Here is a 19508-nt window from a genome sequence, read left to right as displayed (position 1 = left end):
TATCGTCCGATTTCATCGGAAAGTTCATCCGGCGTGTGGCGCAGCCTGGTAGCGCACCTGCTTCGGGAGCAGGGGGCCGTAGGTTCAAATCCTGCCACGCCGACCATCAACGGGCGCATAGCTCAGTGGTAGAGCCGGCCGCTCATAACGGTTTGGTCGTCGGTTCGAATCCGGCTGCGCCTACCAACCTAGAAGCGGTAGTTCACGCCAGCTCGGGCCGTCGACAGGTCGAAGCCGTAGTGGTTGATGTTGCTGTTGAGGTACAGATAGTCGTGAGCCGAAAAGCGCGCGTAAGTGTACTGGACCTGCGCCGACCAGTTGCGATCGAACGCGTACTCGAGGCCGGCTCCAACAGTCCAGCCGTCGTGCCACTGAGCATCCTGCATCGGAGTGCCGACCAACGGGCGACCGATGCCGGGGTTGGACAGATTGGTCCAGTAAAACTGGTTCTTGACGAAGGCGACGCCGCCCGTGCCGTAAAGGAGAAGCTGATCAACAGCGATACCTGCGCGGCCGCGGACGCTGAAGCCGCCGTTGATCGTGTTGGAGATGGCGTAGCCGGTATTCGTGCTTTGGCTTATCCGACCAGCAAAGCCATCGCCCTCAATGCCGAGCACCAGGTGCTCGTATTGGAAGTTGTAGCCTACCTGACCGCCGCCGAAGCCGCCCTCGCGCTCGTTGTAGATCGAGGACGCGACGCCGTAGCCACCGTGGGCGCCGAGGTAAAAGCCTGTCCAGTTCATTGCTGGGTTGGGTAGCGGATCGGCCAAGGCGGGACAGGCAATACAGGTCAACAAAAGGCCGAAAGTACCCGATTTCATTGAAATTCACCGCAAATAGCTGGTTTTGGAATCGCAACCCAGAGAAGAACCGATCCTAACTAGCCAACCCGCAGCCGCAATTCAACCATAGTTCCAGCCAAGGGAGCCGACGATGTTTGCCGCAAATCCGGCGCTGGTACTCAATGCCGACTTCCAGCCGCTGTCCTATTTCCCGCTGTCGCTATTCAATTGGGAAGACGCCGTTAAGGCCGTGGTGAAGGGATCTCACGCCGTCGTCGCGGAGTACGACCAGGTCATCCGCAGCCCGTCGACGGTGATGCGCCTGCCCTCGGTGATCGCGCTGCGCGAGTACGTGAAGCCGCCGGCCCGGGTGGCCTTCACGCGGTTCAACGTCTTCCTCCGCGATCGCTTCCGCTGCCAATACTGCGGCGAGCAGCACCTGCGCGGGGAGCTCACGTTCGATCACGTTCTGCCTCGCGCTGACGGTGGTCAGACGTCGTGGACGAACATCGTGGCGGCGTGCAGTCCTTGCAACACGCGGAAGGACCGCTTCCACCTGAAGCCGTTGCGGGCGCCGTTCGAGCCGAACCAGCACGACCTGCTGGCGGCACAGCGGCTTTTCCCGCCGAACTTCCTGCACGAGTCCTGGCAGGACTTCCTGTACTGGGACGTCGAGCTCGAGAGATGAAGGGGCCGGCGGCGGTACCCGCCGTCGGCTACTTCTTGGGTTCGATTCTTGGCAATCGTCCTTCGCCGACGCGCACGGCCAGCAACTGTTTTTTTGCTGGATCGTAGTCGCAACGATAGTTCATGATTGACCACGCACCGAAACCGTTCTGGAATTTGAGTTCGTCGCCAGCGAGAATGACTGTTCGAGCCTGCTTGTCGAGCCAACCGTATTGATTGAAGATTCCGTCAATCGTCCAGTTCGTCCATTCGAAGCTGTACTTTGCACGGCGTTCGATATCGTCCCGACACACGCGGCCCGCCTCGAAGCGAACCTGGTTAAAGAGGCAAGCCAGATCGTCACCACAATCCGCCTTTGCCGGTGGCGCGGCTGACCGTGCCGCCGAGCCAGAACCGGTGTCGCTCTTTGGTGTCATGAAGATGGCTGCTCCAATTAGGAGCGCGACACCCACAACGAACTTCTCGCGCGTAGACGGTTTACCTCCGGGCTTCGCCGGGTTTGGCGGAGCGAGGTCCGGTGGCGCAGGTGTCGATTGCGGCATACCACAGTGCGGGCACGCCGTAGCCTGATCGCTGATCGATTGGCCACATTCGCTGCAGGCGACCAGCGCCATATGCGTCTCCTGAAATGGTCAACTTCAAAACGGCTTTGTCCCGGAAATTGCCCAGGAAGAAATTCAGTGTTGTCAAAAAGAGGCGGGATGACCGCGCCCCAATACAACCAGACGGCGTGAGCGTTGAAAAGACCGGCGGCGGGTTAGGCCGCCGGGTTACTTCTTCCGGATCTTGGCGAAACGGTCCGCCAGATCGGCGACGTTGCTCGGGACCAGACTTCGGTCGCCGCGCTCCACTGCAACGGTCAGCGCGACGTGCTCGGCCAACATGATATGTCGGTCATTGACCGCTTCCGGGCTTTTCTCGATGGTGAAATATGCCCTGGAGCCAAGCCCCATCCGGTCGGCCATTTCAGCCTGGTTGAAGCCAAGGGCCTTTCGCAGCGCCTCGATGTCGGCGCCAGTGGCGATCTTCTCGATGGCCATGTTGAAGCCCTCCTATGAAACGGCTATATTCAACCAAGGAACCGGAGGGGATTGGACCCCCTCCGGAACCCGGTTACCGGGAAACGGACAGTGCTAGTGTCCACTTCCAGAACCGGAGGCGGATGATGAAGGTGACCTTCATTCTTCCTTCTCCTAGTCGTCAGGCGGGTTTACCTGACCCCTTTAGATTCGCAGTTTCTGCGAATCGGGTCAACTGAAATTTTCGCAGTTTCTGCGAATTCTTTCCGAGGCCGTCCGGAGCGATCCGGGCGGCTTTCGTTTTGCATTTCCCCTTAGCTCAGTGGAGTGAGAGCGCGGCCGTCCGAAGGCCGAGGCCGCTGGTTCGAGTCCAGCAGGGGAAGCCAGATGACCGAAAAGCGCGGGGCCCGCGCCCTTCACTGGGAGATTTGAAACGGCCGCGCCTGCCGCGCCAGCGGATAGGTCTACGAAATTGGAGAGTCCAGGCGGGATGGTCTGCCAGCGGTCTTGAAAACCGTCGCTCCTTCGGGATGGGGGTTCGACTCCTCGGCTCTCCGCCAATTTTGACTCAGTTAGGCCACGAACTGAATTTAGTCGTCGGGCTAACGATCGCGCCTTGGCCGGATGTACGCCGGCGCCGCAGAGGAGTTTGTAGCCTTTGCACGATTATCGCGGGGTGGAGCAGCCCGGTAGCTCGCTAGGCTCATAACCTGGAGGCCGCACGTTCAAATCGTGCCCCCGCAACCAATTCTGCTGCCGGGTGTCGCGCCCGCGCGCTAGGCCCGCAACCTCGGATTAAGTTCGGAGGCTCTGGGAAGGGACAGTCGGCATCGGCTTCGGCCCGGCAGCAGATCCATCACGCGCAGACACTGTGGCATGTGGCGAGCCCAACGCGCTGTAAACGCGCCGGTTAAACCTGTGGCGGTTCAACTCCGTCTCTGCGCACCAATTCAAGCGGGCAAATGACTACGGTAGTCGTCGAGAGTGCCACTCTCGAAGCCCGGGTTCGACTCCCGGTGCCCGCGCCATCAACTTGCGCATTTGCGCAATTTCGCAAACTTGCCCGGATAGCAAAGCTGGTCTATGCGGCGCGCTGAAAACGCGAAGATACAGGTTCAACTCCTGTTCCGGGCACCAAATATCCTCACTTTTTCTTCGCGGTCTTGGATGTGAGTTTGCTCGCTTTCGCGATAAAGATCTCGCATGACAGGATGAGTTGTCGAGCGTAGATGCGCGAAGCATCGACCACGCTCTGCTTGCTGACACCGAAAGCCATATAGACCGAATGAATGATCGCCAGCGCAAAGACGACGAGAAGTCGAAGCGTTGTATCGTCGTCGGTATCGAGTGGGATCTTCTTGTAAAGAAAGAAGGCTGATAGCAGGACGAGCCCTAGATTCAAAAGTAAGGCAGGCCACTTGAGTCCGAAAAGATTTCGTCGAAATCCATAAGTGATGTTTTCGGCGAACAAAAGCGAGAATTTTTTAACGTCGCGAGTGTTCTCGCGAAGCCAAGCTCCGCCTCGCTCATAGAAGGCATCACCTGCCATTATGTTTTCGCGTTCCTGCTCCTCTGTCGGCGCAGGCTGATTTACCTTGGACTCTAGGAGAGCTCGGTATTGGGCTTTCGAGCCGGCATCGAACGTGTTGTCAGAGTATCGAAGCATCGTCACGGAGGGTTTGCCGCCGACCTCATTGTAAATCCGTTGCTCAATGCGCTTTCCGAGACGGCGCGCGATGTCAGCGGCCGCAAACACGAGCACTGGAATAGCTGCCGATCCGACAATCGTCGTGAGGCCAAATTTGCTCCAGGAAATCAGTATCGCGAGCGCGGCTAATCCCGGAATGGTAGCAAGGAGCGCGGGATAGTAGCGCGCCTTCAAGGTGTATGTGTCGAGGTTCTTGAGCATCAGCTTTCCTGCTCGCTGGGATAAGCCGGTCGCTTCGCGGCGACCCAGCCAGCGCGCTCGGGCGCGTTCTTCTGTGTTCGAAAATGTCCGTCTTCTGTGGTCGCGATGCGGGCACCTCGATGATACAGCGCGCGCAGCACGGCATTTCGGGGATGGTCTGGATCTTCCTTGGCCGATGAAATCATAGCCGTGAACAGCTCATCGCCTTCCTTCACCATTTGCGGGAGGCGCTGGCCGACCCAGCGATCCAGGAGTTCGGTCGATATGTTGCGACGGCCGCCGTGGTGTGGCACCTGGAAACGATCTATGCCAGGCAGAGAGACGCCGCGGCTTTCGAGATAGTCGGCGGACTCCTTCATCCCGTCGCGCCCGGCATCGCCGGTGAGCAGGATGCGCTCGCCGCACAGGTAGGCGTATTGCACTACGCTCATCTCGTTTTCCACGCTCGTCGGCTCAGACGAGAAATTCTCGGAGCCCCAGCCGGCCTTAATCATCGACACGACCGAGCGGGCCGCCTCTGTAATTGTCGCAAGGACGGATTTGGAGCGAATCGATCGCTGCGGCGTCTTTTCCGACTCGATCACCATGCGCAGGTAGCGATCCGGTGTCGGTGCCAAGACAGTGAACGCGCCGATCTGCGCTCCTTGGAAGGGTGCGTAGATCGGGATGTGCTTGCGGCGCGCGATCTCTTCGAGCTTTGCGATGTACGGATAGTCCTCACGCAGACGCTCCTGCAGACGGGCGACGTTGTTATACCGCGCAAAGTGCGGCAACAGCTCTCCCGCATAATCCCAGGGCATCAGCATCCAGAGTTCGCCGACGCGGAAGTCTTCGAGGATGCCTGCGAGCCCCTCGGCGTGGTCCTGGTCCGGGTGGGTCACCACCACCCGGTTGATGAAATCCGTGCCGTAGTTGTTCCTGATATGGGCTGCGACTATTGGCGTCGTGGTGTCGAAGCCGCCGTCGACGGCATGGACCTCCCAGGTTGCGCCGTTCTGATAGCGCATTGAAATCGCATCGCCGCTGTCCCGCCTATGAACCGGAATAAAATCGATCTCGAAAAATTCGGGCAAAGAAATCCCCTATGTCCAGCTTTCCGCCCCCTTCATCCCTTACGGAAGTTCCAGCAGGTTCTGCAACCCCGGCGATGTTCTCGAAAAACTTACACCCAGGTTTCACAGGCCTTTTCGATTCCAAAATACGGAATCCTCCCGCTGTCCACCGGGGGTAGCTCGCCGTCTGGGATGCCCCCGCACCACGGACATCGTTGTAAAATTGGGGAGCGCGCAAGGGCGCAGCTGATGTTTGCACCATCGGCTCGGTCGGGGCGGTACCGACGCTCTCCACCACTATGCTTTGCACTTCACCTGCACCGCATAGGTGCGGGCGGCGCCGCCGAGCGGATAGGATCCGGTGGTCATGACGGTCTCGCCGACAACCCGCGCGGATGGACACTGGGCGCTCATGAAGCGTAGCGCGGTGCTGTTCCGGGTCTCGGGATTGTCGGGATCGTACCCGATGTCCTTCACGTTGTTGATCGAGACGACGTAATCGTAGGGCAGGCCAGGTGAGGCGGCGTCGACGCGAACATTCCCGTAGGCCTGCAACACTCGGTCAGCGCTACTGCTGCCGGCGCAGCCCGCCAGGGCCAGCGCCAGCGCGAGCCACGCAAATTTCAATTCCATGGATGGTACTCCCAGCGCCGGCATACAACCACGGGGCGTGCGGTTCCGTCCATCGTCCAAAATGCCGCTCGAGGGATAACTCCGACGGTATTTCCCGATCCCTTACGGGCCAACCACTTGCCGGTGGATGGCCTCTCCGAATCCAGTTTTCCCAAGTGGCGGAATGGTAAACGCACCGGATTGTTAATCCGACGTCGAAGGACTTGCACGTTCGAGTCGTGCCTTGGGAGCCAAAGAAAATGGGTGCGCCAAATACGGAAAAGGTGAAGCGCTACCGCATCCGGACAGCCATGCGAATGCGCGACTCCTTGGGTGGAAAATGCCAAACGTGCGGCTACGACCGTTGCCAGGAAGCGCTGGAAATTCACCACCTTGATCCCAGCAAGAAGGAATTCTCGTTCAGCCAGTTCAGGGCCGCACCCCGCTCGTTGCAGGTGTTGGTCGCCGAGTTGAAGAAATGCATCTTGCTCTGTGCCAACTGTCACCGCGAAGTGCACGCTGGTTTGCGTGATTGCCCATCCCAAAGCAGCTTCGATGAGGCCAAATTCTGGGTCGACCCGTATATCGCGCGCGGCCTTCCGATCCCGAAGGGGTCGAATCCGAGAGTGATGCCGGCAGAGCCGATCGCGGCTTAATCCGGGTCCATCCAGGTTCGAGTCCTGGTCGGGGAGCCAATTCACGCAGTCATCGTCTAGTGGCCAGGATGCCCGGTTCTCAACCGGTCGACACGGGTTCGAGTCCTGTTGGCTGCACCAGTTCGCCCACGTAACCGGCTGTGCCTACGAAGCACAAGAACCGTAACTGGAGCATGCAGGTTCAACTCCTGCCGTGGGCACCAAATCATCAGGGCGTAGGGTAGCGGCTAACCCGCCGGTTTTGGGTACCGGATGTCGTCGGTTCGAGTCCGACCGCCTTGACCATAGGTTGACGGGGATTAGCTTAGCCTGGCCTAAAGCGCCGCGCTCTGAACGCGGTATCGGCGGTTCGAATCCGTCATCCCCTGCCAATTCGTTCCAGTGCCGAGAGGGGTTATCGGCCGGTCTGCAAAACCGTGCACGGCGGTTCGAGTCCGCCCTGGAACTCCAACGCCAAAACGGAGGATTAATTTTCAGATCTTTTGCAGAGCGCTCGTGGGCCAACTGGACGGCCAGCGGATTTCTACTCCGCCGCATGCGGGTTCGAGTCCTGCCGAGCGCGCCAATGCCGACGAGGCGACGGTTGGGAAAACCGCCGCCTCTCGTCAATCATTCGTCATTCATCCACGCGATCACTTGCTGCCATGTCTTCTTGGGGCCGCTCGACGCTTTGCCGTTATGCCATTCCAAACCCGTCTTGGTAACCTGCATATCACCCAGTTGCTTCTCGCCATCGGGTGACCGGATTTCAAGCTCGATGCCGCTGTTCTTGATCTCCATCTCCACGTCAAATCGCTTAATTTTAACCTTCATAAACGGACTCCAACAATCTCGGCAAAATCGCCGGGCAGCGAAATGACTGCTATTTCTGACGAAAATCAACAGCGCAATTGGTCCACCAGGGTCGCCTAGCTCAACAGGACAGAGCACCCGGCTCCTATCCCGGAGGTTGCCGGTTCGAGTCCGGCGGCGATCGCCATCTTGGAGAGTCAATCGGGCGAGTGCCCGGCGCCGGTTGCTAACCGGTTGGTGGCTACGGCCATGGGAGGCGGGATCTCGGCTCTCCGCCAATTTCAACGCGGGCGTGGCGTAGTGGGCTGCGTGCCTGTCTTCCAAACAGGAGGTGTTCGGTTCGATCCCGACCGCCCGCACCAATTCTGAGACGAAAACCCCGAGGAGAGAGTGATCTCCTCGGGGGCCCTCCACTCAAGCGCCGGGCGCCGCGGTAACAGCGTTCCGGCAACTGCCATCCTACTCGCGCAGGATGTGGGCGGCAAATGGCCTGCCATCGCCTGGTGGAAAGGGTACGGCTCTTTCAAAGCCGGACTTCGCGGGTTCGACTCCCGTTGGCAGGACCACCCATGGGCGCGTAGCCAAGCTGGTTAAGGCACCGGATTTTGATTCCGACATCCGCAGGTTCGACTCCTGCCGCGCCTGCCATTCTCATCCCGGTGTAGCACGGCGGTAGTGCAGCGCTTTCATACGGCGTTGGTCGGCAGTTCGAATCTGTCCGCCGGGACCAATTCTTCAAACCCGACGATGTTGCGCCAGAACTCAATCGGCCTGTCGTCAGAAAAGACCGCGATTTCATCCAGGCCGGGGCCGACGACGCGCTTCAACTCCATGCGATGCCTGCGGAGGCCCGGCATCATGCTGGGCTGACCGTCGAGGATTTCGCGTATGGACCGCGGCCGCGGCAGGCGTTCGGCGCGCTCTACCACGAACGCGTCGCCGGAGCGGCGGGCTGGACCGGGTAGTTCGATGTGACCGTAGAGCTTCGTCGGCTCGCAGCAGCAGCGAACGGGATATCTCATGCCGGTAGCACCGTTTCCCGAATCTCGATCTTCTCGACGAGATAGCCGCCGTTCCGCCCGCCGATTGTGCCGTACTGTCTGAGCTCGACGAAGATGCCCAGCGCGCCGGCATCGGTTAGCGCGTTGTTGAGCGCCGTCACAGCATCCATGACGTGCTTGGATGCGGTCTTCTGTTCGTCTGTTGCCATCTTCAATTCTCCTGACTTCGTTCAATGGTAGGACGCTCGGCCGTGGACCGGGAGACGCGGTGTTCGATTCACCCAGTCAGGACCATCAAATACCTTCGCCGGCACCGAGTGCCGTGAAGACGTCTCGATATGCGGCGCCGATCTTTGGATCCTCTCCGGGCGCGACGTAGCCGCTGTACGTGAAGGTCGGTCGCCGGAACGGCAGGCCGAGTGCCGCGCACCAGCAGCGCCAGTCGTATCCGCCGGCGTCCTCGCAGATGTCCTGGCCGTACCGGACCTGCTCCCAGAACACGCGGCTCATCTCCGGCGTGAAGGGACCGCGGCCGATCGCGGCGAGGGCGCTATCGACCAGCTTGTCTTCGCGACGCGCCCGGAACTGCCACCACCTGGCGCGAGTCCGCGGGATGCAAGGCCAGCCATGAACGGTGGTGCCGAAGTGCTTTTCCAGTGCATCGAAGGTCTCGTCGGCGGTCATCAAGTTCTCCATGGGAGTGTCGTCTAGTGGTAAGGCACCGGCTTCCAACACCGGTTACGTGGGTTCGATTCCTACCGCTCCTGCCAATTCGGCCTTCATCGGCTGGATCTCCACCATCGTCAGCGCGGTCCAATTCCAGTCGTTCCGCTGCCGGACAGCGATCGCGATCGGCTGGTTCTTGTGCCAGAGCGTGGTGACGTTGGTGTCCTTCACGCGCTCCTGAGTGATCTCCGACCCGGGCTTTCCCTTGAGGCCGAGTTTTTCGACGACCGCCTCCAGCCACATCTGCTCGATCTTGCCGGCCTCGAGCTCGTCCATGGTGATCATCTGCTGCGGGTTGGTCATGGTTGCTGCCTGTCAAAAAGGAATCTCGTCATCGGTCAGCACGGACAGGGATTTGCGCGGCCAGATCCGCTCAAGCAGCCGGAAGACCCGCCATCGGACCGGCAGTGTCAGCTTCCGCCAGAACTCTCGTCTGCGCCGGCGACGTTCTTCGCGTTCGCATTCCTCTTGATAGCTGGCTTGGCGATCCAGTTCGGCATCAATCTCTTCCGCCGACAGATGCCAGGACTTCGAGCAATAATCGCACTGTGCCCGACCGGTGCAGACGTCGATCTCGTAGTGCTCATGCTCACAGTCGCGCTCGGAATCGTAGTCGTCGTCATAGCCGTAATCGTAATCCTCATCGTGCGGCATTTGTCGCCTCCAACTGCCGCTCGGCCTCGATCAGCGATTGCCACGCCTGGTCGAGCAGCGGCGCCGGCGCCTTCGTCAGGATCTCGAGCGTGGCTCTCTTCTCCGGCAAATACTTCTTCGCGAAGCCCGGATTGTGCTTCACGATCGTCGAGGTGTTGCTGATGAAGTCCGCGCACTTGATGCCCTGGGTCTCAGGGCCGGCGAGCTCGAGTCGGAGACGGTCAGCCCGCTTCCGGCGCTCGCTGTTCATGCCCGCCATGGGCGGAGTGTTGGTGAGGTCGAACACCATCAACGCGACGCCGGAGCCAAATTTGGCGCAGACTTCGGGCAGGGTGACATCGGTGTCCTCGACGACATCGTGCAACCATGCCGCGGCGATCGCCGTCTCGGACAGTCCAGCGCGCTCCACGATGCCGGCGACTTCCTCGAGGTGAACGAAATACGGTTCGCCGGTGTAGTTCCGTTTTTGTGGTGCGTGTTTCTCCCGCGCGAATTCGCGGGCTTTTTCGATCAAGTTCATTTCCCCTCCGTCGCCCGCTGCCGCTGAGCGGCCGCATATTCGCGGGCCAAAGACCTGGACGCATCGTCGCCGGGCAACTCCCCCAGATCTATCATCGCGTTTCTCCATCCATGCCAAAAGGCGCGGCCGCGGTTCGGTCCCGGTTCGGGATCTCCGCGCTCGGCCGATCTATAGCCCTCGCGGATCTGCTCGTGCTCGAGCGTCTCAAGATCGGCGAGGGTGCTGACCGGCGCGAAGTTCATCAACGGTCCCTGCGCTCGGCTGCCTCGAGATAGCCAACCGGGTCCGCGTCGCATTTGCGCTGTTCGTCCCGATAGCGCGGCTCGTCTTGATCGAGCATGCGGAACAGAACTGACGCGTGGCGCGCTCGGGCGGTTCGCTGGCTCTCTCCGCCGCTGTCGAAGAGCTGGCAAAGCCGCCTCGCCAGCGCAGCCATGATAGGAGCGTTCCTGCCCGCGGACTCGAGCCGGCGGGACAGCCAGCGGATCCGGTCCTTAGCGACTGTCAGATTGTGAATGCTTGAATTGAGGAAGACCGCGTTGGCCACCTCGTCATCGGTCATGTCGCCGCCGGCCAGCTGTGCTCGCTCGCAGTCGTATCGGTCGCCGTGCGGATCGGGCTCGCCGTCCTCGCGCCAACGCGCCGCAGGCGTCTGTTCTGCGGCCGGCGCGGGGATGGTCTTCAGCGCCCGCTCCAGAAGCAGACGCGCGTTGTGTCCCGGCGATCGGGCCGGGCTACCGGGGGTCCGCTCAGCCAGCAGGTCGCAGGCCTCGGTCATGGCTTTGCGAAGGCGGTCAACGTCGACCTCGACGTCGCCGCCCTGCGTCTCCGGTCGCGAGGATAGCCGCTGGCCGATCTGAACGAACTCTTCCCAACCCAGGGTGACTTCCTCGAGCGGAGGGCGCGCGCCGCGGAAATAGGCGTCGCCAAGCTCGCAGCAGGTCACAGCGACGGCTTCCATGGCAACGCCGTTGTCCACACGGTGGAATGGATCGCGGCCGCAGAACGGGCAGCTTGGCTCTGAGCCCTGTTCGTGCGGAAGGGGCTTTCCTCCGGGATGATTGTTGAATGCCGCCTGAAACTTCTCCACCGACACGTTGATGCCGATGCCACCGGCATACAACGACGTCGCTGCGGCGATCGCCTGGAACGTCCTTGAGTATGGGAACTCGTAGCGGCCTCCTTCCAGCCGCGAAGCGGGCGGTTGTCCGTAGTAGCGATATTTGTCGACGATGCGGGCGAGGGAATTGAAGTTGATCTGGGGCACCATCTGGTGGCCAGGGTAATAGGTCTCGTCAAATTCATAGTCTCTGCGCTTGGCGTACATCGCGTCCACGACGTCGCGGCCGAGTTGTTTCCACGGGATCTGGCCATAGGTCGGCAGCGGCCTGTCGTCATCGTCAGCCCATGCGGCCCTGCGATGGGCGCGTTCCTGCTCGATGGCGTCCGTCGCGTACTCCATGATCGCGATGGCGGCCTCTTCGGCCGTGAGATGATCCTTGAGGCGGCGTGCGAGCTCGAACGCGCGCTCGTCGGACACGGGTCGGTGGGTAGGGGCAGTCGTATTGGTCATGACGTTAGATCCTTCGGCATCCACACACAGAACATTTTCCAGGACGACGGCCGCGCGCACACATGGCACTGGCCGTCGGGACTCTGGCGGATCTCCTCCTTGCCGGCGGCATGGTCGCCATAGACGATCTGGCCAGGCGCGCGCGGATCTGTGGAGATCTGCTCGCAGGGAACCGCCCGGCAGTCGCCGTCGCTGCAGCACTCGGGCGGGTACCAGGAATGGGCGAGGATCAGCCCAGCCAGAAGAACACCTGAGCGGGTCAAGCTAGTCTCCCTTCATGTGAGGTCGTCATGTCGATGCCTTTCTGTTGGCGATGGCCTTGAAGAGCGCGATCGCGATCCGGCCGCGTTCCGTGATTTCGAAGCGAAGGGGTTTGCGGCCGGCCTTGGTGACGGCGCCGGCGCGTAGCAGCGGCTGGACGAGGAGGCGGCCGAGCTCGGCCCAGGTGGCCGGCCTGCCGTTCGGGTAAAGGCCGGAGTCGTGGCCAATCTCCATCGCCGTCATGGAGCCGTCGGCGGCGAGGCGGGAGAGGACTGCGGCCTCGCGTGGCTGGAGGACGGACCGCCTATTCATGGCCGCCGACCAGGTTGCGCCGCTGCGGGCGCGGGTTGGCCGCCAGGACGCGCTCGATCTCCAACCGGGAGATCCGGATCGTCCCAGGGAAATCGATAGGGGATCGGATCTCGAGGTACCCGTCGGCCCCGAGCCGCGCTTTCACACGCTTCGAGCCAGGCGGGTTTCTGAGGACCGCAACCACATGCTGTTTCGCCATCGGATACCTCACAAGCCGAGTTCTTCAGGGGAGCGGCCGAGCCGGATCCAATCCCGGCGCAACTCGGCGGCCGGCTGGACGAACGGGTGGCGGGCGCGCGGGTCGAGTTGCCGGCGGGTCCAGTCGAAGGCCTGGCCGCGTACGACGGCGACGGCGTGGAAGAAGTGGGGGTCGCGGGCCGGGTACTCGTCGACGCGGTCCCGGAAGGTCAGGCGAGAGCCGAGCAGGTAGACGACGCGCGCGCCGGGCACCGCTGCCGCAAAGAGTCCGGCGGCCCAACAGCACAGGCCAGCGCAGGCCTCCGGTGACCGCAATTCAGGGAAGCGGCGGTCGAAAACTGAGACGATCCGGGGAAGCGTCGCGATCATCGCTGGCGCTCCTTCTGGAGAACGCTCAGTGAACCGAGTTTGTAGACAATCCGGGAAATTTGTAGACAAGCCCCCTCGACTATCGAGGGGGATAGGCCGAAACTTGAATGATATGAGTTAGTTGTTGGTGAGCGCGGAGGGACTCGAACCCTCGACCCCATGATTAAAAGTCACGTGCTCTACCGCCTGAGCTACGCGCTCACTCACCTGAACATCGGATCCGGACGATAGGCTCTGAGCCGCTCCGGATCATGCTCCAGCCCGCGCTGTGTAGGGGGCAGGGCCCATCGGGTCAATAGCCGACGGGCGGCCAATTGTGGCACCGTGATGGGGGATTTGCCGTTCCGGCCCCTCGGGTTAGGCCGGTTTCTTGAAGTTGGAGCTCTTCCGTTTCTATTGAATCGGAACGGAAGAGCTCCGGATTCTTGTCTTGACGCGTTTTCCTCACGCGAACCCGGGATCCACTTCGCTCGAAAACGCTCTAGCTGTCGTGGCGGATTTCCGAGCCGACCGGCTGCGACGGGGCGGCGACCGAGGGCAGGCTGACCGGACGCAGCCCGATCAGTTCCGCGGTCCGGATCGCGCTGTTGCGCCAGAACGCGAACTCGTTGATCCGCGAGTTCTCCAGGATCGCAATCGAAACCGCGGCAAGGAACGGCAGGCTTTGCAGCACCAGCACGCCGGCGAAGATGTAGATCTCGCGCACCTGCTTGTAGCCGTTGGTGACGACCAGCACGGTGGCGCCGACCAGCAGCAGCACGCCGATCACGGCCTCCCAGAACGCCTGGAATTCGATCGACATTCGCGACAGGCCGCCCTTCGAGGTGCGGGCGAACGCGAGGTGCTCGGTGATCAGGCCCTGCGCCACCGCGCGCGACACCGTCCACTGCACGCTCATCGCCGCGATCATGGCGCCCAGCATCTGGCCGGCCTTGATATTCACCCGGAGCCGGTAGAGCGCGACGAAATGCACCAGCGAGACGATGAAGGAGGCGATGATCGGAAGGGTCAGGATCTTGTCGGGGATCGCGATGTCGGCGAAGGCGACGATCGGCACCCAGATCAGATTGAGGATCGCGACCACGACGCCGAGGCTTTCGGCCCCGAGCCAGTTGAGCCAGCCGAGCGAAAACTCGCGGCGCTGGTCGGGCGTCAGCCGGCTGGCGCCGGGCAAGAAGCGCCGCCAGTGCTTCTTGACGATCTGGAAGCCGCCATAGGCCCAGCGGTGGCGCTGTTTCTTGAACGCCTCATAGGTGTCGGGCAGGAGGCCTTCGCCGTAGCGTACATTGGTGTAGTGCGTCAGCCAGCCCTGTTGCTGGATCGAGAGGCCAAGATCGGTGTCCTCGCAGATCGTGTCAGAGGACCAGCCGCCGGCCTTGTCCATCGCGGCGCGGCGGATCAGGCACATCGTGCCGTGCACGATGATCGCGTTGAACTCGTTGCGCTGGACCATGCCGATGTCGAAGAACCCGGCATATTCGCCGTTCATGATGTAGTGCATCAGCGAGCGGTCGCCGTCGCGATGCTCCTGCGGCGCCTGCACCAGGCCGACGCGCGGATCGGCGAACGCCGGTACGAGGTCCTTGAGCCAGTCCGGATGCACGACATAGTCGGCGTCGATGATGCCGATGATCTCGGCGTCCGCTGCCGTCCGCTCCATCGCAATCCGTAGCGCACCGGCCTTGAAACCCTGCACCTTCTCGGCGTTGATGAACTTGAAGCGCTCGCCGAGCAGCCGGCAGTGATCCTGGATCGGCCGCCAGAAGTCGGGGTCGGGGGTGTTGTTGATGATGCAGACGCACTCGAAGTTCGGATAGTCGAGCCGCGACACCGCATCGAGCGTCTGCTTCAGCATCTCCACCGGCTCGAAATAGGCCGGGATGTGGATCGAGACCTTCGGAAACTTGACGTCCTCGCCCATCGTGGCGGGCGCCAGCGGCGCGCTCCTGCCGATCAGCCGGCGCGGGCCGCGGCCGAACGCCACCGCCGCGATCTCCTCGATCCGCGCCATCGCGATCAAAACCAGCGGAACCAGCAGCACGAGGCCAAGGCTGAGCGCGAAGGCCGAACCCCAGACGAAATAGTGCGTGGTCCAGTACGAGAACACGGTCGCGGCCCAGGCGCCAACGCCGTTGGCCGCGGCCGACAGCAGCAGCGCCTGCATCACGGTCGGCTGGTCCAGCCGCAGGATCGGCAGCGACATGAACAGGCCGACCAGCACGGCGACGAGCGCAAGCTTCCAGTAGTCCAGATTGGTGACCGGACCGGTCCAGGCGAACTTCGCCTCGCGGTCGGCGTTGAGGATACCCCAGTAAGGACCGACGCCGCCTTCGAAGTACTTCCAGGGCTGATCGATGGCTTCGACGATGTTGTAGTCCATGCCGATGGCCTCGGCGCGGGTGACGAAGTTGCGCAGCACCGTAGCCTGCTGGAACTGGCCGGGATCGGCGTTGCGCAGATTGTAACCCTGGCTCGGCCAGCCGAATTCCGCGATCAGGATGCGCTTGCCGGGGAAGGAGTCGCGCAAGAGGTTGTAGCGGTCGACTGCCTGGTCCACCGCCTGCTTGTCGGTGAAGTTTTCCCAGTACGGCAGCACGTGCGCGGCGACGAAGTCGGCCGAGTTGGCGAGCTGCGGATGGTCGCGCCAGATGTTCCAGATTTCACCTGTCGTGACGGGAACGCTGACGGACTTCTTGACGCGCTGGATCACCTTGATCAGCCGATGGACGTTGTTTTCGGCAATCGCCCATTTGACGGCTTCATCCCGCTTGTCCTCGGGCTGCGCCTTGGCGTCTTGAAGTCGTCCATCCTCTTCTTGATCGATGCGCGGGGTTTCTTCGTGAAGGAAGCGCGCAGACTCGGCAGTATAGCGCTCGTTCTCTTCGGAGGTCGGCTTGAGCTTTGGTATCGGCCCGAGGTTCTCGATTGGAATCTGCTCGCCACGATAGACGGTTTCGTTGCCGATCACGATGCCCGTGACGTTGCTGTTGCTCTTGGCAAGATCGATAGCGGATGCAAGTTCGCGACTGTTGCGGTCGGCATCCGTGCCGATCCAGACGCCGATCATGACCTTCATGCCGAACTCGGCAGCAATCGGCGGCACCAGTTCGTTGCCCTCGGTCGAGGAGTATCCACGGACTGCTCGCGTTAGCGTGGAGAGTTTCCTCAGGTCGGCGCGTACCTTGTCGGCATCACCATCGACGACGGTGTGCTTCGGCTCGAACGGCGTATAGGACAGGCTCGGCAGCGTGCCACGGAAATCGGGCGCCGACTGCCTCTCCTGGAAGAGACCCCACAGGGCGGCGTGGGCGGCGGTGACAAGCAACAGGACGGCGGCGACGGCGCGCATCGCGGTTAAACCATACGGGGCCTGAGATTGAGGACTAAGCGAACCCGTCCCCTGGGTTCGACCAACTAGCGGCGACGGAAAGATATCTCCGCCATCAGATTTAACAACTGGTATGCCGCAGTGGCGTTTTAAGGGCGCAAGCCGTTCCAGCCGCGAAAAAAAGCGCGGCCGGACCCGATCTGCGGGATGCGGCTATTTCGACGCCGGCGCGGGTGACGCCGACGGGATCGGCGCAGGCGAGGGCGATGCTGCCGGCGCAGGCGCGGCATTGCCTGCCGTCGACGGCGCGGGGCTGGGCGCGGAGGCTGCAGCGGCCTGCGGCTGGGCACCCGGGTTGATCCAGCAGGCGTGGATGCGGCCGTCGAGGCTGCCGCTCACCTTGCTGTCGATCTGGGCGCCGAACCGGGTCAGGCATCGGAACGCGGCCTGGACGTGGCCGCCGGGGCAGCCGAACCGGTCGTAGAGGTCGAGATGGCGAAACGCCGTATCGAGGTCGTCGTTCCACATCAGGCGGACCACGCGGCGGCCGAGCCAGACGCATTCCGGGTTGCCGGCCGGGCCGTTGATGGCCTGCTGGGCCTCGACGAATTCCTCGACCTTGCGCTGATTGGCCTCGCGCGCGGCGTTGGCATTGGCGTCGGGCTGACCGGGCTGCTGCTTGGCCTGGTCGGGCGGATTCGGCGTGCCGCTCTGGGCGAACGCATCGCCGGCTCCGTTCAAGAGCGCAAGCGCTGTGACAAGGCCCGTTACGGCAAGATGGCGCAAAGCAGTGTTCTTCAACTCAAGCAGCCGTCGACGCATGCATTCCCCGATATGTTCCTGCCCCTGCGGGATCATCCTAACGGCTCGCGTGATGCCGTCCAAATAGGTCTCCAGTGCGGCGGAGACGCTGGCGGAATCCCATGACTGGAATTTGGTATTTTGTCCAGCAAACTCACAACTTTATCGATCCGGCGTAAAACTGTCGCAGGACAACCATGGTATTGACCGATTCCTGGACTTGGCAGACGGGCTGTGACCGGCTAATTCGACGGTCCCCCGGAGGATGGAACCGATTTCGCTTCGTACGCCGCTGGCGCTTCTCCTGATCTCGCTCGCCGTGATTGCATCCGTGTGGTGGTGGCTCGCCACGCCGATTACCCTCGCGCGTGCGCCGATCGATCCTGCCGCAAAGCTGCAATGCGTGTCCTACACGCCGTTCCGCGGCGCCCAGACCCCGCTTGATCCGACCACGCAGATTCCGGTCGAGCAGATCGAGCAGGACCTCGCCGATCTCGCCAAGGTCACCGATTGCGTGCGGACCTATTCGATCGAGAACGGCCTCGACCAGGTGCCCGGCGTTGCGGCCAAGGTCGGGTTGAAGGTGATGCAGGGCATCTGGCTCAGCAGCAACCGCTTCAAGAATTTGCAGCAGATCGCGATCGCGGTCCGGCTCGCCAAGGAATATCCTGGTGTCGTCACCTCGCTGATCGTCGGCAACGAGGTGCTGCTGCGCGGCGAGATGACCGCCGCCGATCTTGCCGGCAACATCCGCGCGGTCAAGGCTGCGGCGGGTAATCTCCCCGTCACCTATGCCGACGTCTGGGAATACTGGGTGAAGAACCGCGAGATCTATGACGCGGTCGATTTCGTCACCATTCACATCCTGCCGTATTGGGAGGACGTCCCGGTCAAGGCGAAATATGCCGCCGCGCATGTCGACGATATCCGCAAGCGGATGGCGGTGACGTTCCCGGGCAAGGAGATCCTGATCGGCGAAACCGGCTGGCCGAGCCAGGGGCGCATGCGGGAGGGCGCGTTGCCGTCGCGCACCAACCAGGCGCGGGTGGTGTCCGAGATCCTCGACCTCGCCAGGCGCGAGGGCTTTCGGGTCAACCTGATCGAGGCCTATGACCAGCCCTGGAAGCGCAAGCTCGAGGGCACCGTCGGCGGCAACTGGGGCCTGTTCGATTCGATCAAGCGGCAGGTGAAGTATCCGCCCGGCGTCGCCATCAGCAACTATCCGGACTGGAAGCCGCAGATGGTGGGCGGCATGGCGCTGTCGATCGCCACCTTCCTTGTCGCCTGGCTGACGCTGCGCCGCCGGCCCTGGACGCCGCGGCCGTCGGCATGGATCGCGGTCGCGATTTCGGCGACCACGGCAGGGGCGCTGCTCGGGATCGCCGGCGACAAGATGTACTACGAGAGCTACGGCCTCGGCGGCTGGCTGCATTGGGGCGCGCTGCTCGCCGCCGCGATCGTCTCGCCGCTGCTCACCGCGCATGCGCTGATCGCCGGGCGCTCGCTGCCGACTTTCCTCGAACTGGTCGGGCCGCGCGACTATCGCGGCAAGGGCGCGATCGGCGCGTTGCTGGCGATCGTGCTGGTCATCACCACGGTGATTGCAGCCGAAACCGCGCTCGGCTTCACCTTCGATCCGCGCTACCGCGATTTCCCTTATGCCTCGCTGACCATGGCGGTGGTGCCGTTCGCGCTGCTGACGATGCTCAATCGCCCGAAGGAAGGCATCCGGCCGCTCGCGGAATCCGTGTTCGCCGGCCTGCTCGTGGTCGCCGCCCTCTATACGATGTTCAACGAGGGCACGATCAACTGGCAGTCGGACTGGACCTGCGTGATGTACCTCTTGCTCGCCGCTACGCTGTGGCGGGCGCGGGCCGCGCAAAACCCAGGATGAACAGCCCGATCGCGAGCCCCGACAGCACGACGTTGTAGAGCACGATCCCGAGCCCGGCTGCGATCAAGCCGAAGGTCAGCAGCACGATCGACGGCCGCGTCAGGTTCAGCACCGCGATCACCAGCGCGGTGATCCCGAACACCGAGTTCTTGAACAGCACGGTCGACAGCGCCCGCGCCTTGCACAGCATGGTCTGCGTGCCGGCGTCGCAGGCCAATGCAACGGGCGAGAACTCGATGGCGAGATACCGCACATACAGCGCGTAGCCGACGGTGATGAAGCCCACGACCATCAGGAACTGGACCTGATAGGGGGAGAGGCGGAACGGAGGTTTTGTCATCGCGGCACTATGGTCGGGAACG

General features: G+C 62.2%; 24 protein-coding genes and 23 tRNA genes. 25 read left to right on the top strand and 22 right to left on the bottom strand.

Translation table 11 applies throughout. The features are described from left to right. Positions 1–29: 29 nt before the first annotated feature. A tRNA-Pro gene (locus tag AKN83_RS00285) sits at positions 30–106 on the top strand. 5 nt (positions 107–111) lie between these two features. Further along, a tRNA-Ile gene (locus tag AKN83_RS00280) sits at positions 112–186 on the top strand. 2 nt (positions 187–188) lie between these two features. Here the strand turns inward: AKN83_RS00280 and AKN83_RS00275 are convergent. Next, positions 189–821, bottom strand: a complete 633-nt coding sequence (locus AKN83_RS00275) for an outer membrane protein (RefSeq protein WP_083991860.1) — start codon at positions 819–821, stop codon at positions 189–191. Positions 822–933: 112 nt separating this feature from the next. On the opposite strand from AKN83_RS00275, the gene AKN83_RS00270 reads away from it, so the two are divergent. Beyond that, the gene (locus AKN83_RS00270) at positions 934–1470 is read left to right on the top strand and encodes an HNH endonuclease (protein ID WP_050400338.1); all 537 of its coding nucleotides are present in this window, start codon (positions 934–936) and stop codon (positions 1468–1470) included. 28 nt (positions 1471–1498) lie between these two features. Here AKN83_RS00270 and AKN83_RS38040 read toward each other — a convergent pair whose 3' ends face one another. Further along, positions 1499–2083 carry a zinc ribbon domain-containing protein gene (locus AKN83_RS38040; protein ID WP_083991859.1) on the bottom strand — a complete coding sequence of 195 codons (585 nt, stop codon included), beginning with the start codon at positions 2081–2083 and terminating at the stop codon, positions 1499–1501. 156 nt (positions 2084–2239) lie between these two features. Beyond that, the gene (locus AKN83_RS00260; protein WP_050400336.1) at positions 2240–2509 is read right to left on the bottom strand and encodes a helix-turn-helix domain-containing protein; all 270 of its coding nucleotides are present in this window, start codon (positions 2507–2509) and stop codon (positions 2240–2242) included. 287 nt (positions 2510–2796) lie between these two features. Here AKN83_RS00260 and AKN83_RS00255 point away from each other — a divergent pair. The 6 genes from AKN83_RS00255 (at position 2797) to AKN83_RS00245 (ending at position 3625) form a co-directional block, all read left to right on the top strand. After that, positions 2797–2874 (top strand) — tRNA-Arg (locus AKN83_RS00255). Between the two features lie 88 nt (positions 2875–2962). Continuing rightward, positions 2963–3048 (top strand) — tRNA-OTHER (locus tag AKN83_RS39295). A gap of 110 nt (positions 3049–3158) precedes the next feature. Beyond that, positions 3159–3235 (top strand) — tRNA-Met (locus AKN83_RS00250). 113 nt (positions 3236–3348) lie between these two features. Beyond that, a tRNA-Tyr gene (locus AKN83_RS39290) sits at positions 3349–3436 on the top strand. Between the two features lie 6 nt (positions 3437–3442). Next, a tRNA-Gly gene (locus AKN83_RS39285) sits at positions 3443–3516 on the top strand. Between the two features lie 33 nt (positions 3517–3549). Further along, positions 3550–3625: transfer RNA gene (locus tag AKN83_RS00245), tRNA-Phe, on the top strand. Between the two features lie 7 nt (positions 3626–3632). Here AKN83_RS00245 and AKN83_RS00240 read toward each other — a convergent pair. From AKN83_RS00240 to AKN83_RS00230, 3 genes are all read right to left on the bottom strand, one after another. Then, positions 3633–4397, bottom strand: a complete 765-nt coding sequence (locus AKN83_RS00240; RefSeq protein ID WP_050400335.1) for a hypothetical protein — start codon at positions 4395–4397, stop codon at positions 3633–3635. Then, complete coding sequence (locus AKN83_RS00235; RefSeq protein ID WP_050400334.1) at positions 4397–5470, bottom strand: ComEC/Rec2 family competence protein; 1074 nt, start codon at positions 5468–5470, stop codon at positions 4397–4399. Before AKN83_RS00235 ends, AKN83_RS00240 begins: the two co-directional genes overlap by 1 nt. Before the next feature lie 276 nt (positions 5471–5746). Beyond that, positions 5747–6082, bottom strand: coding sequence for a hypothetical protein (locus AKN83_RS00230; protein ID WP_050400333.1), 336 nt, complete (start codon positions 6080–6082; stop codon positions 5747–5749). A 149-nt stretch (positions 6083–6231) separates the two neighbouring features. Between AKN83_RS00230 and AKN83_RS00225 the strand changes: the two genes are divergently transcribed. The 8 genes from AKN83_RS00225 (at position 6232) to AKN83_RS00195 (ending at position 7282) form a co-directional block, all read left to right on the top strand. After that, positions 6232–6315 (top strand) — tRNA-Asn (locus tag AKN83_RS00225). A 6-nt stretch (positions 6316–6321) separates the two neighbouring features. Further along, on the top strand, positions 6322–6717 hold the full coding sequence (locus AKN83_RS00220) for an HNH endonuclease signature motif containing protein (protein WP_063695123.1): 396 nt from the start codon (positions 6322–6324) through the stop codon (positions 6715–6717). A gap of 45 nt (positions 6718–6762) precedes the next feature. Further along, positions 6763–6837 (top strand) — tRNA-Glu (locus tag AKN83_RS00215). Positions 6838–6841: 4 nt separating this feature from the next. Further along, positions 6842–6920, top strand: a tRNA-OTHER gene (locus tag AKN83_RS39280). 6 nt (positions 6921–6926) lie between these two features. Beyond that, positions 6927–7002 (top strand) — tRNA-Pro (locus AKN83_RS00210). A gap of 8 nt (positions 7003–7010) precedes the next feature. Then, positions 7011–7088, top strand: a tRNA-Gln gene (locus AKN83_RS00205). 4 nt (positions 7089–7092) lie between these two features. Continuing rightward, positions 7093–7167 (top strand) — tRNA-Cys (locus AKN83_RS00200). A gap of 39 nt (positions 7168–7206) precedes the next feature. Further along, a tRNA-Arg gene (locus tag AKN83_RS00195) sits at positions 7207–7282 on the top strand. Positions 7283–7326: 44 nt separating this feature from the next. On the opposite strand, the gene AKN83_RS00190 is transcribed toward AKN83_RS00195, so the two are convergent. Then, a complete protein-coding gene (locus AKN83_RS00190; RefSeq protein ID WP_050400332.1) occupies positions 7327–7530 on the bottom strand; it encodes a hypothetical protein in 204 nt (67 codons plus the stop codon). An 89-nt stretch (positions 7531–7619) separates the two neighbouring features. On the opposite strand from AKN83_RS00190, the gene AKN83_RS00185 reads away from it, so the two are divergent. The 5 genes from AKN83_RS00185 to AKN83_RS00165 all read left to right on the top strand — a co-directional run bounded on the left by AKN83_RS00185 (position 7620) and on the right by AKN83_RS00165 (position 8239). Then, a tRNA-Arg gene (locus AKN83_RS00185) sits at positions 7620–7696 on the top strand. A 99-nt stretch (positions 7697–7795) separates the two neighbouring features. After that, positions 7796–7871 (top strand) — tRNA-Gly (locus AKN83_RS00180). 127 nt (positions 7872–7998) lie between these two features. Further along, positions 7999–8075, top strand: a tRNA-Glu gene (locus AKN83_RS00175). Positions 8076–8080: 5 nt separating this feature from the next. Then, a tRNA-Gln gene (locus AKN83_RS00170) sits at positions 8081–8157 on the top strand. Positions 8158–8164: 7 nt separating this feature from the next. Continuing rightward, positions 8165–8239, top strand: a tRNA-Met gene (locus AKN83_RS00165). A 288-nt stretch (positions 8240–8527) separates the two neighbouring features. On the opposite strand, the gene AKN83_RS00160 is transcribed toward AKN83_RS00165, so the two are convergent. Next, on the bottom strand, positions 8528–8719 hold the full coding sequence (locus tag AKN83_RS00160) for a hypothetical protein (protein WP_050400331.1): 192 nt from the start codon (positions 8717–8719) through the stop codon (positions 8528–8530). 10 nt (positions 8720–8729) lie between these two features. On the opposite strand from AKN83_RS00160, the gene AKN83_RS00155 reads away from it, so the two are divergent. Then, positions 8730–8804: transfer RNA gene (locus AKN83_RS00155), tRNA-His, on the top strand. Here AKN83_RS00155 and AKN83_RS00150 read toward each other — a convergent pair. Beyond that, positions 8805–9194 carry a hypothetical protein gene (locus AKN83_RS00150; protein ID WP_157113124.1) on the bottom strand — a complete coding sequence of 130 codons (390 nt, stop codon included), beginning with the start codon at positions 9192–9194 and terminating at the stop codon, positions 8805–8807. It lies immediately after the preceding tRNA gene. A 12-nt stretch (positions 9195–9206) separates the two neighbouring features. Here AKN83_RS00150 and AKN83_RS00145 point away from each other — a divergent pair. Next, positions 9207–9280: transfer RNA gene (locus AKN83_RS00145), tRNA-Trp, on the top strand. Here AKN83_RS00145 and AKN83_RS38035 read toward each other — a convergent pair. From AKN83_RS38035 to AKN83_RS00090, 12 genes are all read right to left on the bottom strand, one after another. Continuing rightward, complete coding sequence (locus AKN83_RS38035; RefSeq protein ID WP_083991858.1) at positions 9249–9539, bottom strand: hypothetical protein; 291 nt, start codon at positions 9537–9539, stop codon at positions 9249–9251. The genes AKN83_RS00145 and AKN83_RS38035 overlap by 32 nt on opposite strands. A gap of 12 nt (positions 9540–9551) precedes the next feature. Beyond that, complete coding sequence (locus AKN83_RS00140) at positions 9552–9890, bottom strand: hypothetical protein (protein ID WP_050400329.1); 339 nt, start codon at positions 9888–9890, stop codon at positions 9552–9554. After that, positions 9877–10410, bottom strand: coding sequence for an HD domain-containing protein (locus tag AKN83_RS00135; protein ID WP_063695122.1), 534 nt, complete (start codon positions 10408–10410; stop codon positions 9877–9879). The genes AKN83_RS00140 and AKN83_RS00135 overlap by 14 nt, the downstream gene beginning before the upstream one ends. Then, complete coding sequence (locus AKN83_RS00130; protein ID WP_063695121.1) at positions 10407–10652, bottom strand: hypothetical protein; 246 nt, start codon at positions 10650–10652, stop codon at positions 10407–10409. Before AKN83_RS00130 ends, AKN83_RS00135 begins: the two co-directional genes overlap by 4 nt. After that, positions 10652–11983: a hypothetical protein gene (locus AKN83_RS00125; protein WP_157113123.1), complete on the bottom strand. Its 1332-nt coding sequence runs from the start codon at positions 11981–11983 to the stop codon at positions 10652–10654. Before AKN83_RS00125 ends, AKN83_RS00130 begins: the two co-directional genes overlap by 1 nt. Further along, complete coding sequence (locus tag AKN83_RS39275; protein ID WP_157113122.1) at positions 11980–12246, bottom strand: hypothetical protein; 267 nt, start codon at positions 12244–12246, stop codon at positions 11980–11982. Before AKN83_RS39275 ends, AKN83_RS00125 begins: the two co-directional genes overlap by 4 nt. A 25-nt stretch (positions 12247–12271) precedes the next feature. Beyond that, complete coding sequence (locus AKN83_RS00115; RefSeq protein WP_157113121.1) at positions 12272–12487, bottom strand: hypothetical protein; 216 nt, start codon at positions 12485–12487, stop codon at positions 12272–12274. Positions 12488–12548: 61 nt separating this feature from the next. Then, positions 12549–12755: a hypothetical protein gene (locus AKN83_RS00110; protein WP_050400323.1), complete on the bottom strand. Its 207-nt coding sequence runs from the start codon at positions 12753–12755 to the stop codon at positions 12549–12551. An 8-nt stretch (positions 12756–12763) separates the two neighbouring features. Next, positions 12764–13123, bottom strand: coding sequence for a hypothetical protein (locus AKN83_RS00105; protein ID WP_050400322.1), 360 nt, complete (start codon positions 13121–13123; stop codon positions 12764–12766). A gap of 125 nt (positions 13124–13248) precedes the next feature. Beyond that, positions 13249–13324 (bottom strand) — tRNA-Lys (locus tag AKN83_RS00100). Between the two features lie 280 nt (positions 13325–13604). Beyond that, positions 13605–16472 carry a glycosyltransferase gene (locus tag AKN83_RS00095; protein ID WP_050400321.1) on the bottom strand — a complete coding sequence of 956 codons (2868 nt, stop codon included), beginning with the start codon at positions 16470–16472 and terminating at the stop codon, positions 13605–13607. Between the two features lie 192 nt (positions 16473–16664). After that, positions 16665–17273: a hypothetical protein gene (locus AKN83_RS00090; RefSeq protein WP_050400320.1), complete on the bottom strand. Its 609-nt coding sequence runs from the start codon at positions 17271–17273 to the stop codon at positions 16665–16667. A gap of 244 nt (positions 17274–17517) precedes the next feature. Here AKN83_RS00090 and AKN83_RS00085 point away from each other — a divergent pair, with 244 nt between their 5' ends. After that, positions 17518–19146, top strand: coding sequence for a glycoside hydrolase family 17 protein (locus AKN83_RS00085; RefSeq protein ID WP_050400319.1), 1629 nt, complete (start codon positions 17518–17520; stop codon positions 19144–19146). On the opposite strand, the gene AKN83_RS00080 is transcribed toward AKN83_RS00085, so the two are convergent. Further along, on the bottom strand, positions 19106–19486 hold the full coding sequence (locus AKN83_RS00080; RefSeq protein WP_050400318.1) for a hypothetical protein: 381 nt from the start codon (positions 19484–19486) through the stop codon (positions 19106–19108). The genes AKN83_RS00085 and AKN83_RS00080 overlap by 41 nt on opposite strands. Positions 19487–19508: the final 22 nt, after the last annotated feature.

Origin of the sequence: Bradyrhizobium embrapense, from assembly GCF_001189235.2 — a bacterium.
Classification (GTDB): Bacteria; Pseudomonadota; Alphaproteobacteria; order Rhizobiales; family Xanthobacteraceae; genus Bradyrhizobium; species Bradyrhizobium embrapense.
Note: the sequence above shows the minus strand (reverse complement) of the source record. Positions and strands in the feature narration are given on the sequence as shown.

Bases quoted from the DNA above. Each gene is read 5' to 3' on its own strand.
- AKN83_RS00275 (WP_083991860.1), bottom strand. From the start codon at position 821: ATGAAATCGGGTACTTTCGGCCTTTTGTTGACCTGTATTGCCTGTCCC.
- AKN83_RS00270 (WP_050400338.1), top strand. From the start codon at position 934: ATGTTTGCCGCAAATCCGGCGCTGGTACTCAATGCCGACTTCCAGCCG.
- AKN83_RS38040 (WP_083991859.1), bottom strand. From the start codon at position 2,083: ATGGCGCTGGTCGCCTGCAGCGAATGTGGCCAATCGATCAGCGATCAG.
- AKN83_RS00260 (WP_050400336.1), bottom strand. From the start codon at position 2,509: ATGGCCATCGAGAAGATCGCCACTGGCGCCGACATCGAGGCGCTGCGA.
- AKN83_RS00240 (WP_050400335.1), bottom strand. From the start codon at position 4,397: ATGCTCAAGAACCTCGACACATACACCTTGAAGGCGCGCTACTATCCC.
- AKN83_RS00230 (WP_050400333.1), bottom strand. From the start codon at position 6,082: ATGGAATTGAAATTTGCGTGGCTCGCGCTGGCGCTGGCCCTGGCGGGC.
- AKN83_RS00220 (WP_063695123.1), top strand. From the start codon at position 6,322: ATGGGTGCGCCAAATACGGAAAAGGTGAAGCGCTACCGCATCCGGACA.
- AKN83_RS00190 (WP_050400332.1), bottom strand. From the start codon at position 7,530: ATGAAGGTTAAAATTAAGCGATTTGACGTGGAGATGGAGATCAAGAAC.
- AKN83_RS00160 (WP_050400331.1), bottom strand. From the start codon at position 8,719: ATGGCAACAGACGAACAGAAGACCGCATCCAAGCACGTCATGGATGCT.
- AKN83_RS00150 (WP_157113124.1), bottom strand. From the start codon at position 9,194: ATGACCGCCGACGAGACCTTCGATGCACTGGAAAAGCACTTCGGCACC.
- AKN83_RS38035 (WP_083991858.1), bottom strand. From the start codon at position 9,539: ATGACCAACCCGCAGCAGATGATCACCATGGACGAGCTCGAGGCCGGC.
- AKN83_RS00140 (WP_050400329.1), bottom strand. From the start codon at position 9,890: ATGCCGCACGATGAGGATTACGATTACGGCTATGACGACGACTACGAT.
- AKN83_RS00135 (WP_063695122.1), bottom strand. From the start codon at position 10,410: ATGAACTTGATCGAAAAAGCCCGCGAATTCGCGCGGGAGAAACACGCA.
- AKN83_RS00130 (WP_063695121.1), bottom strand. From the start codon at position 10,652: ATGAACTTCGCGCCGGTCAGCACCCTCGCCGATCTTGAGACGCTCGAG.
- AKN83_RS00125 (WP_157113123.1), bottom strand. From the start codon at position 11,983: ATGACCAATACGACTGCCCCTACCCACCGACCCGTGTCCGACGAGCGC.
- AKN83_RS00115 (WP_157113121.1), bottom strand. From the start codon at position 12,487: ATGACGGCGATGGAGATTGGCCACGACTCCGGCCTTTACCCGAACGGC.
- AKN83_RS00110 (WP_050400323.1), bottom strand. From the start codon at position 12,755: ATGGCGAAACAGCATGTGGTTGCGGTCCTCAGAAACCCGCCTGGCTCG.
- AKN83_RS00105 (WP_050400322.1), bottom strand. From the start codon at position 13,123: ATGATCGCGACGCTTCCCCGGATCGTCTCAGTTTTCGACCGCCGCTTC.
- AKN83_RS00095 (WP_050400321.1), bottom strand. From the start codon at position 16,472: ATGCGCGCCGTCGCCGCCGTCCTGTTGCTTGTCACCGCCGCCCACGCC.
- AKN83_RS00090 (WP_050400320.1), bottom strand. From the start codon at position 17,273: ATGCGTCGACGGCTGCTTGAGTTGAAGAACACTGCTTTGCGCCATCTT.
- AKN83_RS00085 (WP_050400319.1), top strand. From the start codon at position 17,518: ATGGAACCGATTTCGCTTCGTACGCCGCTGGCGCTTCTCCTGATCTCG.
- AKN83_RS00080 (WP_050400318.1), bottom strand. From the start codon at position 19,486: ATGACAAAACCTCCGTTCCGCCTCTCCCCCTATCAGGTCCAGTTCCTG.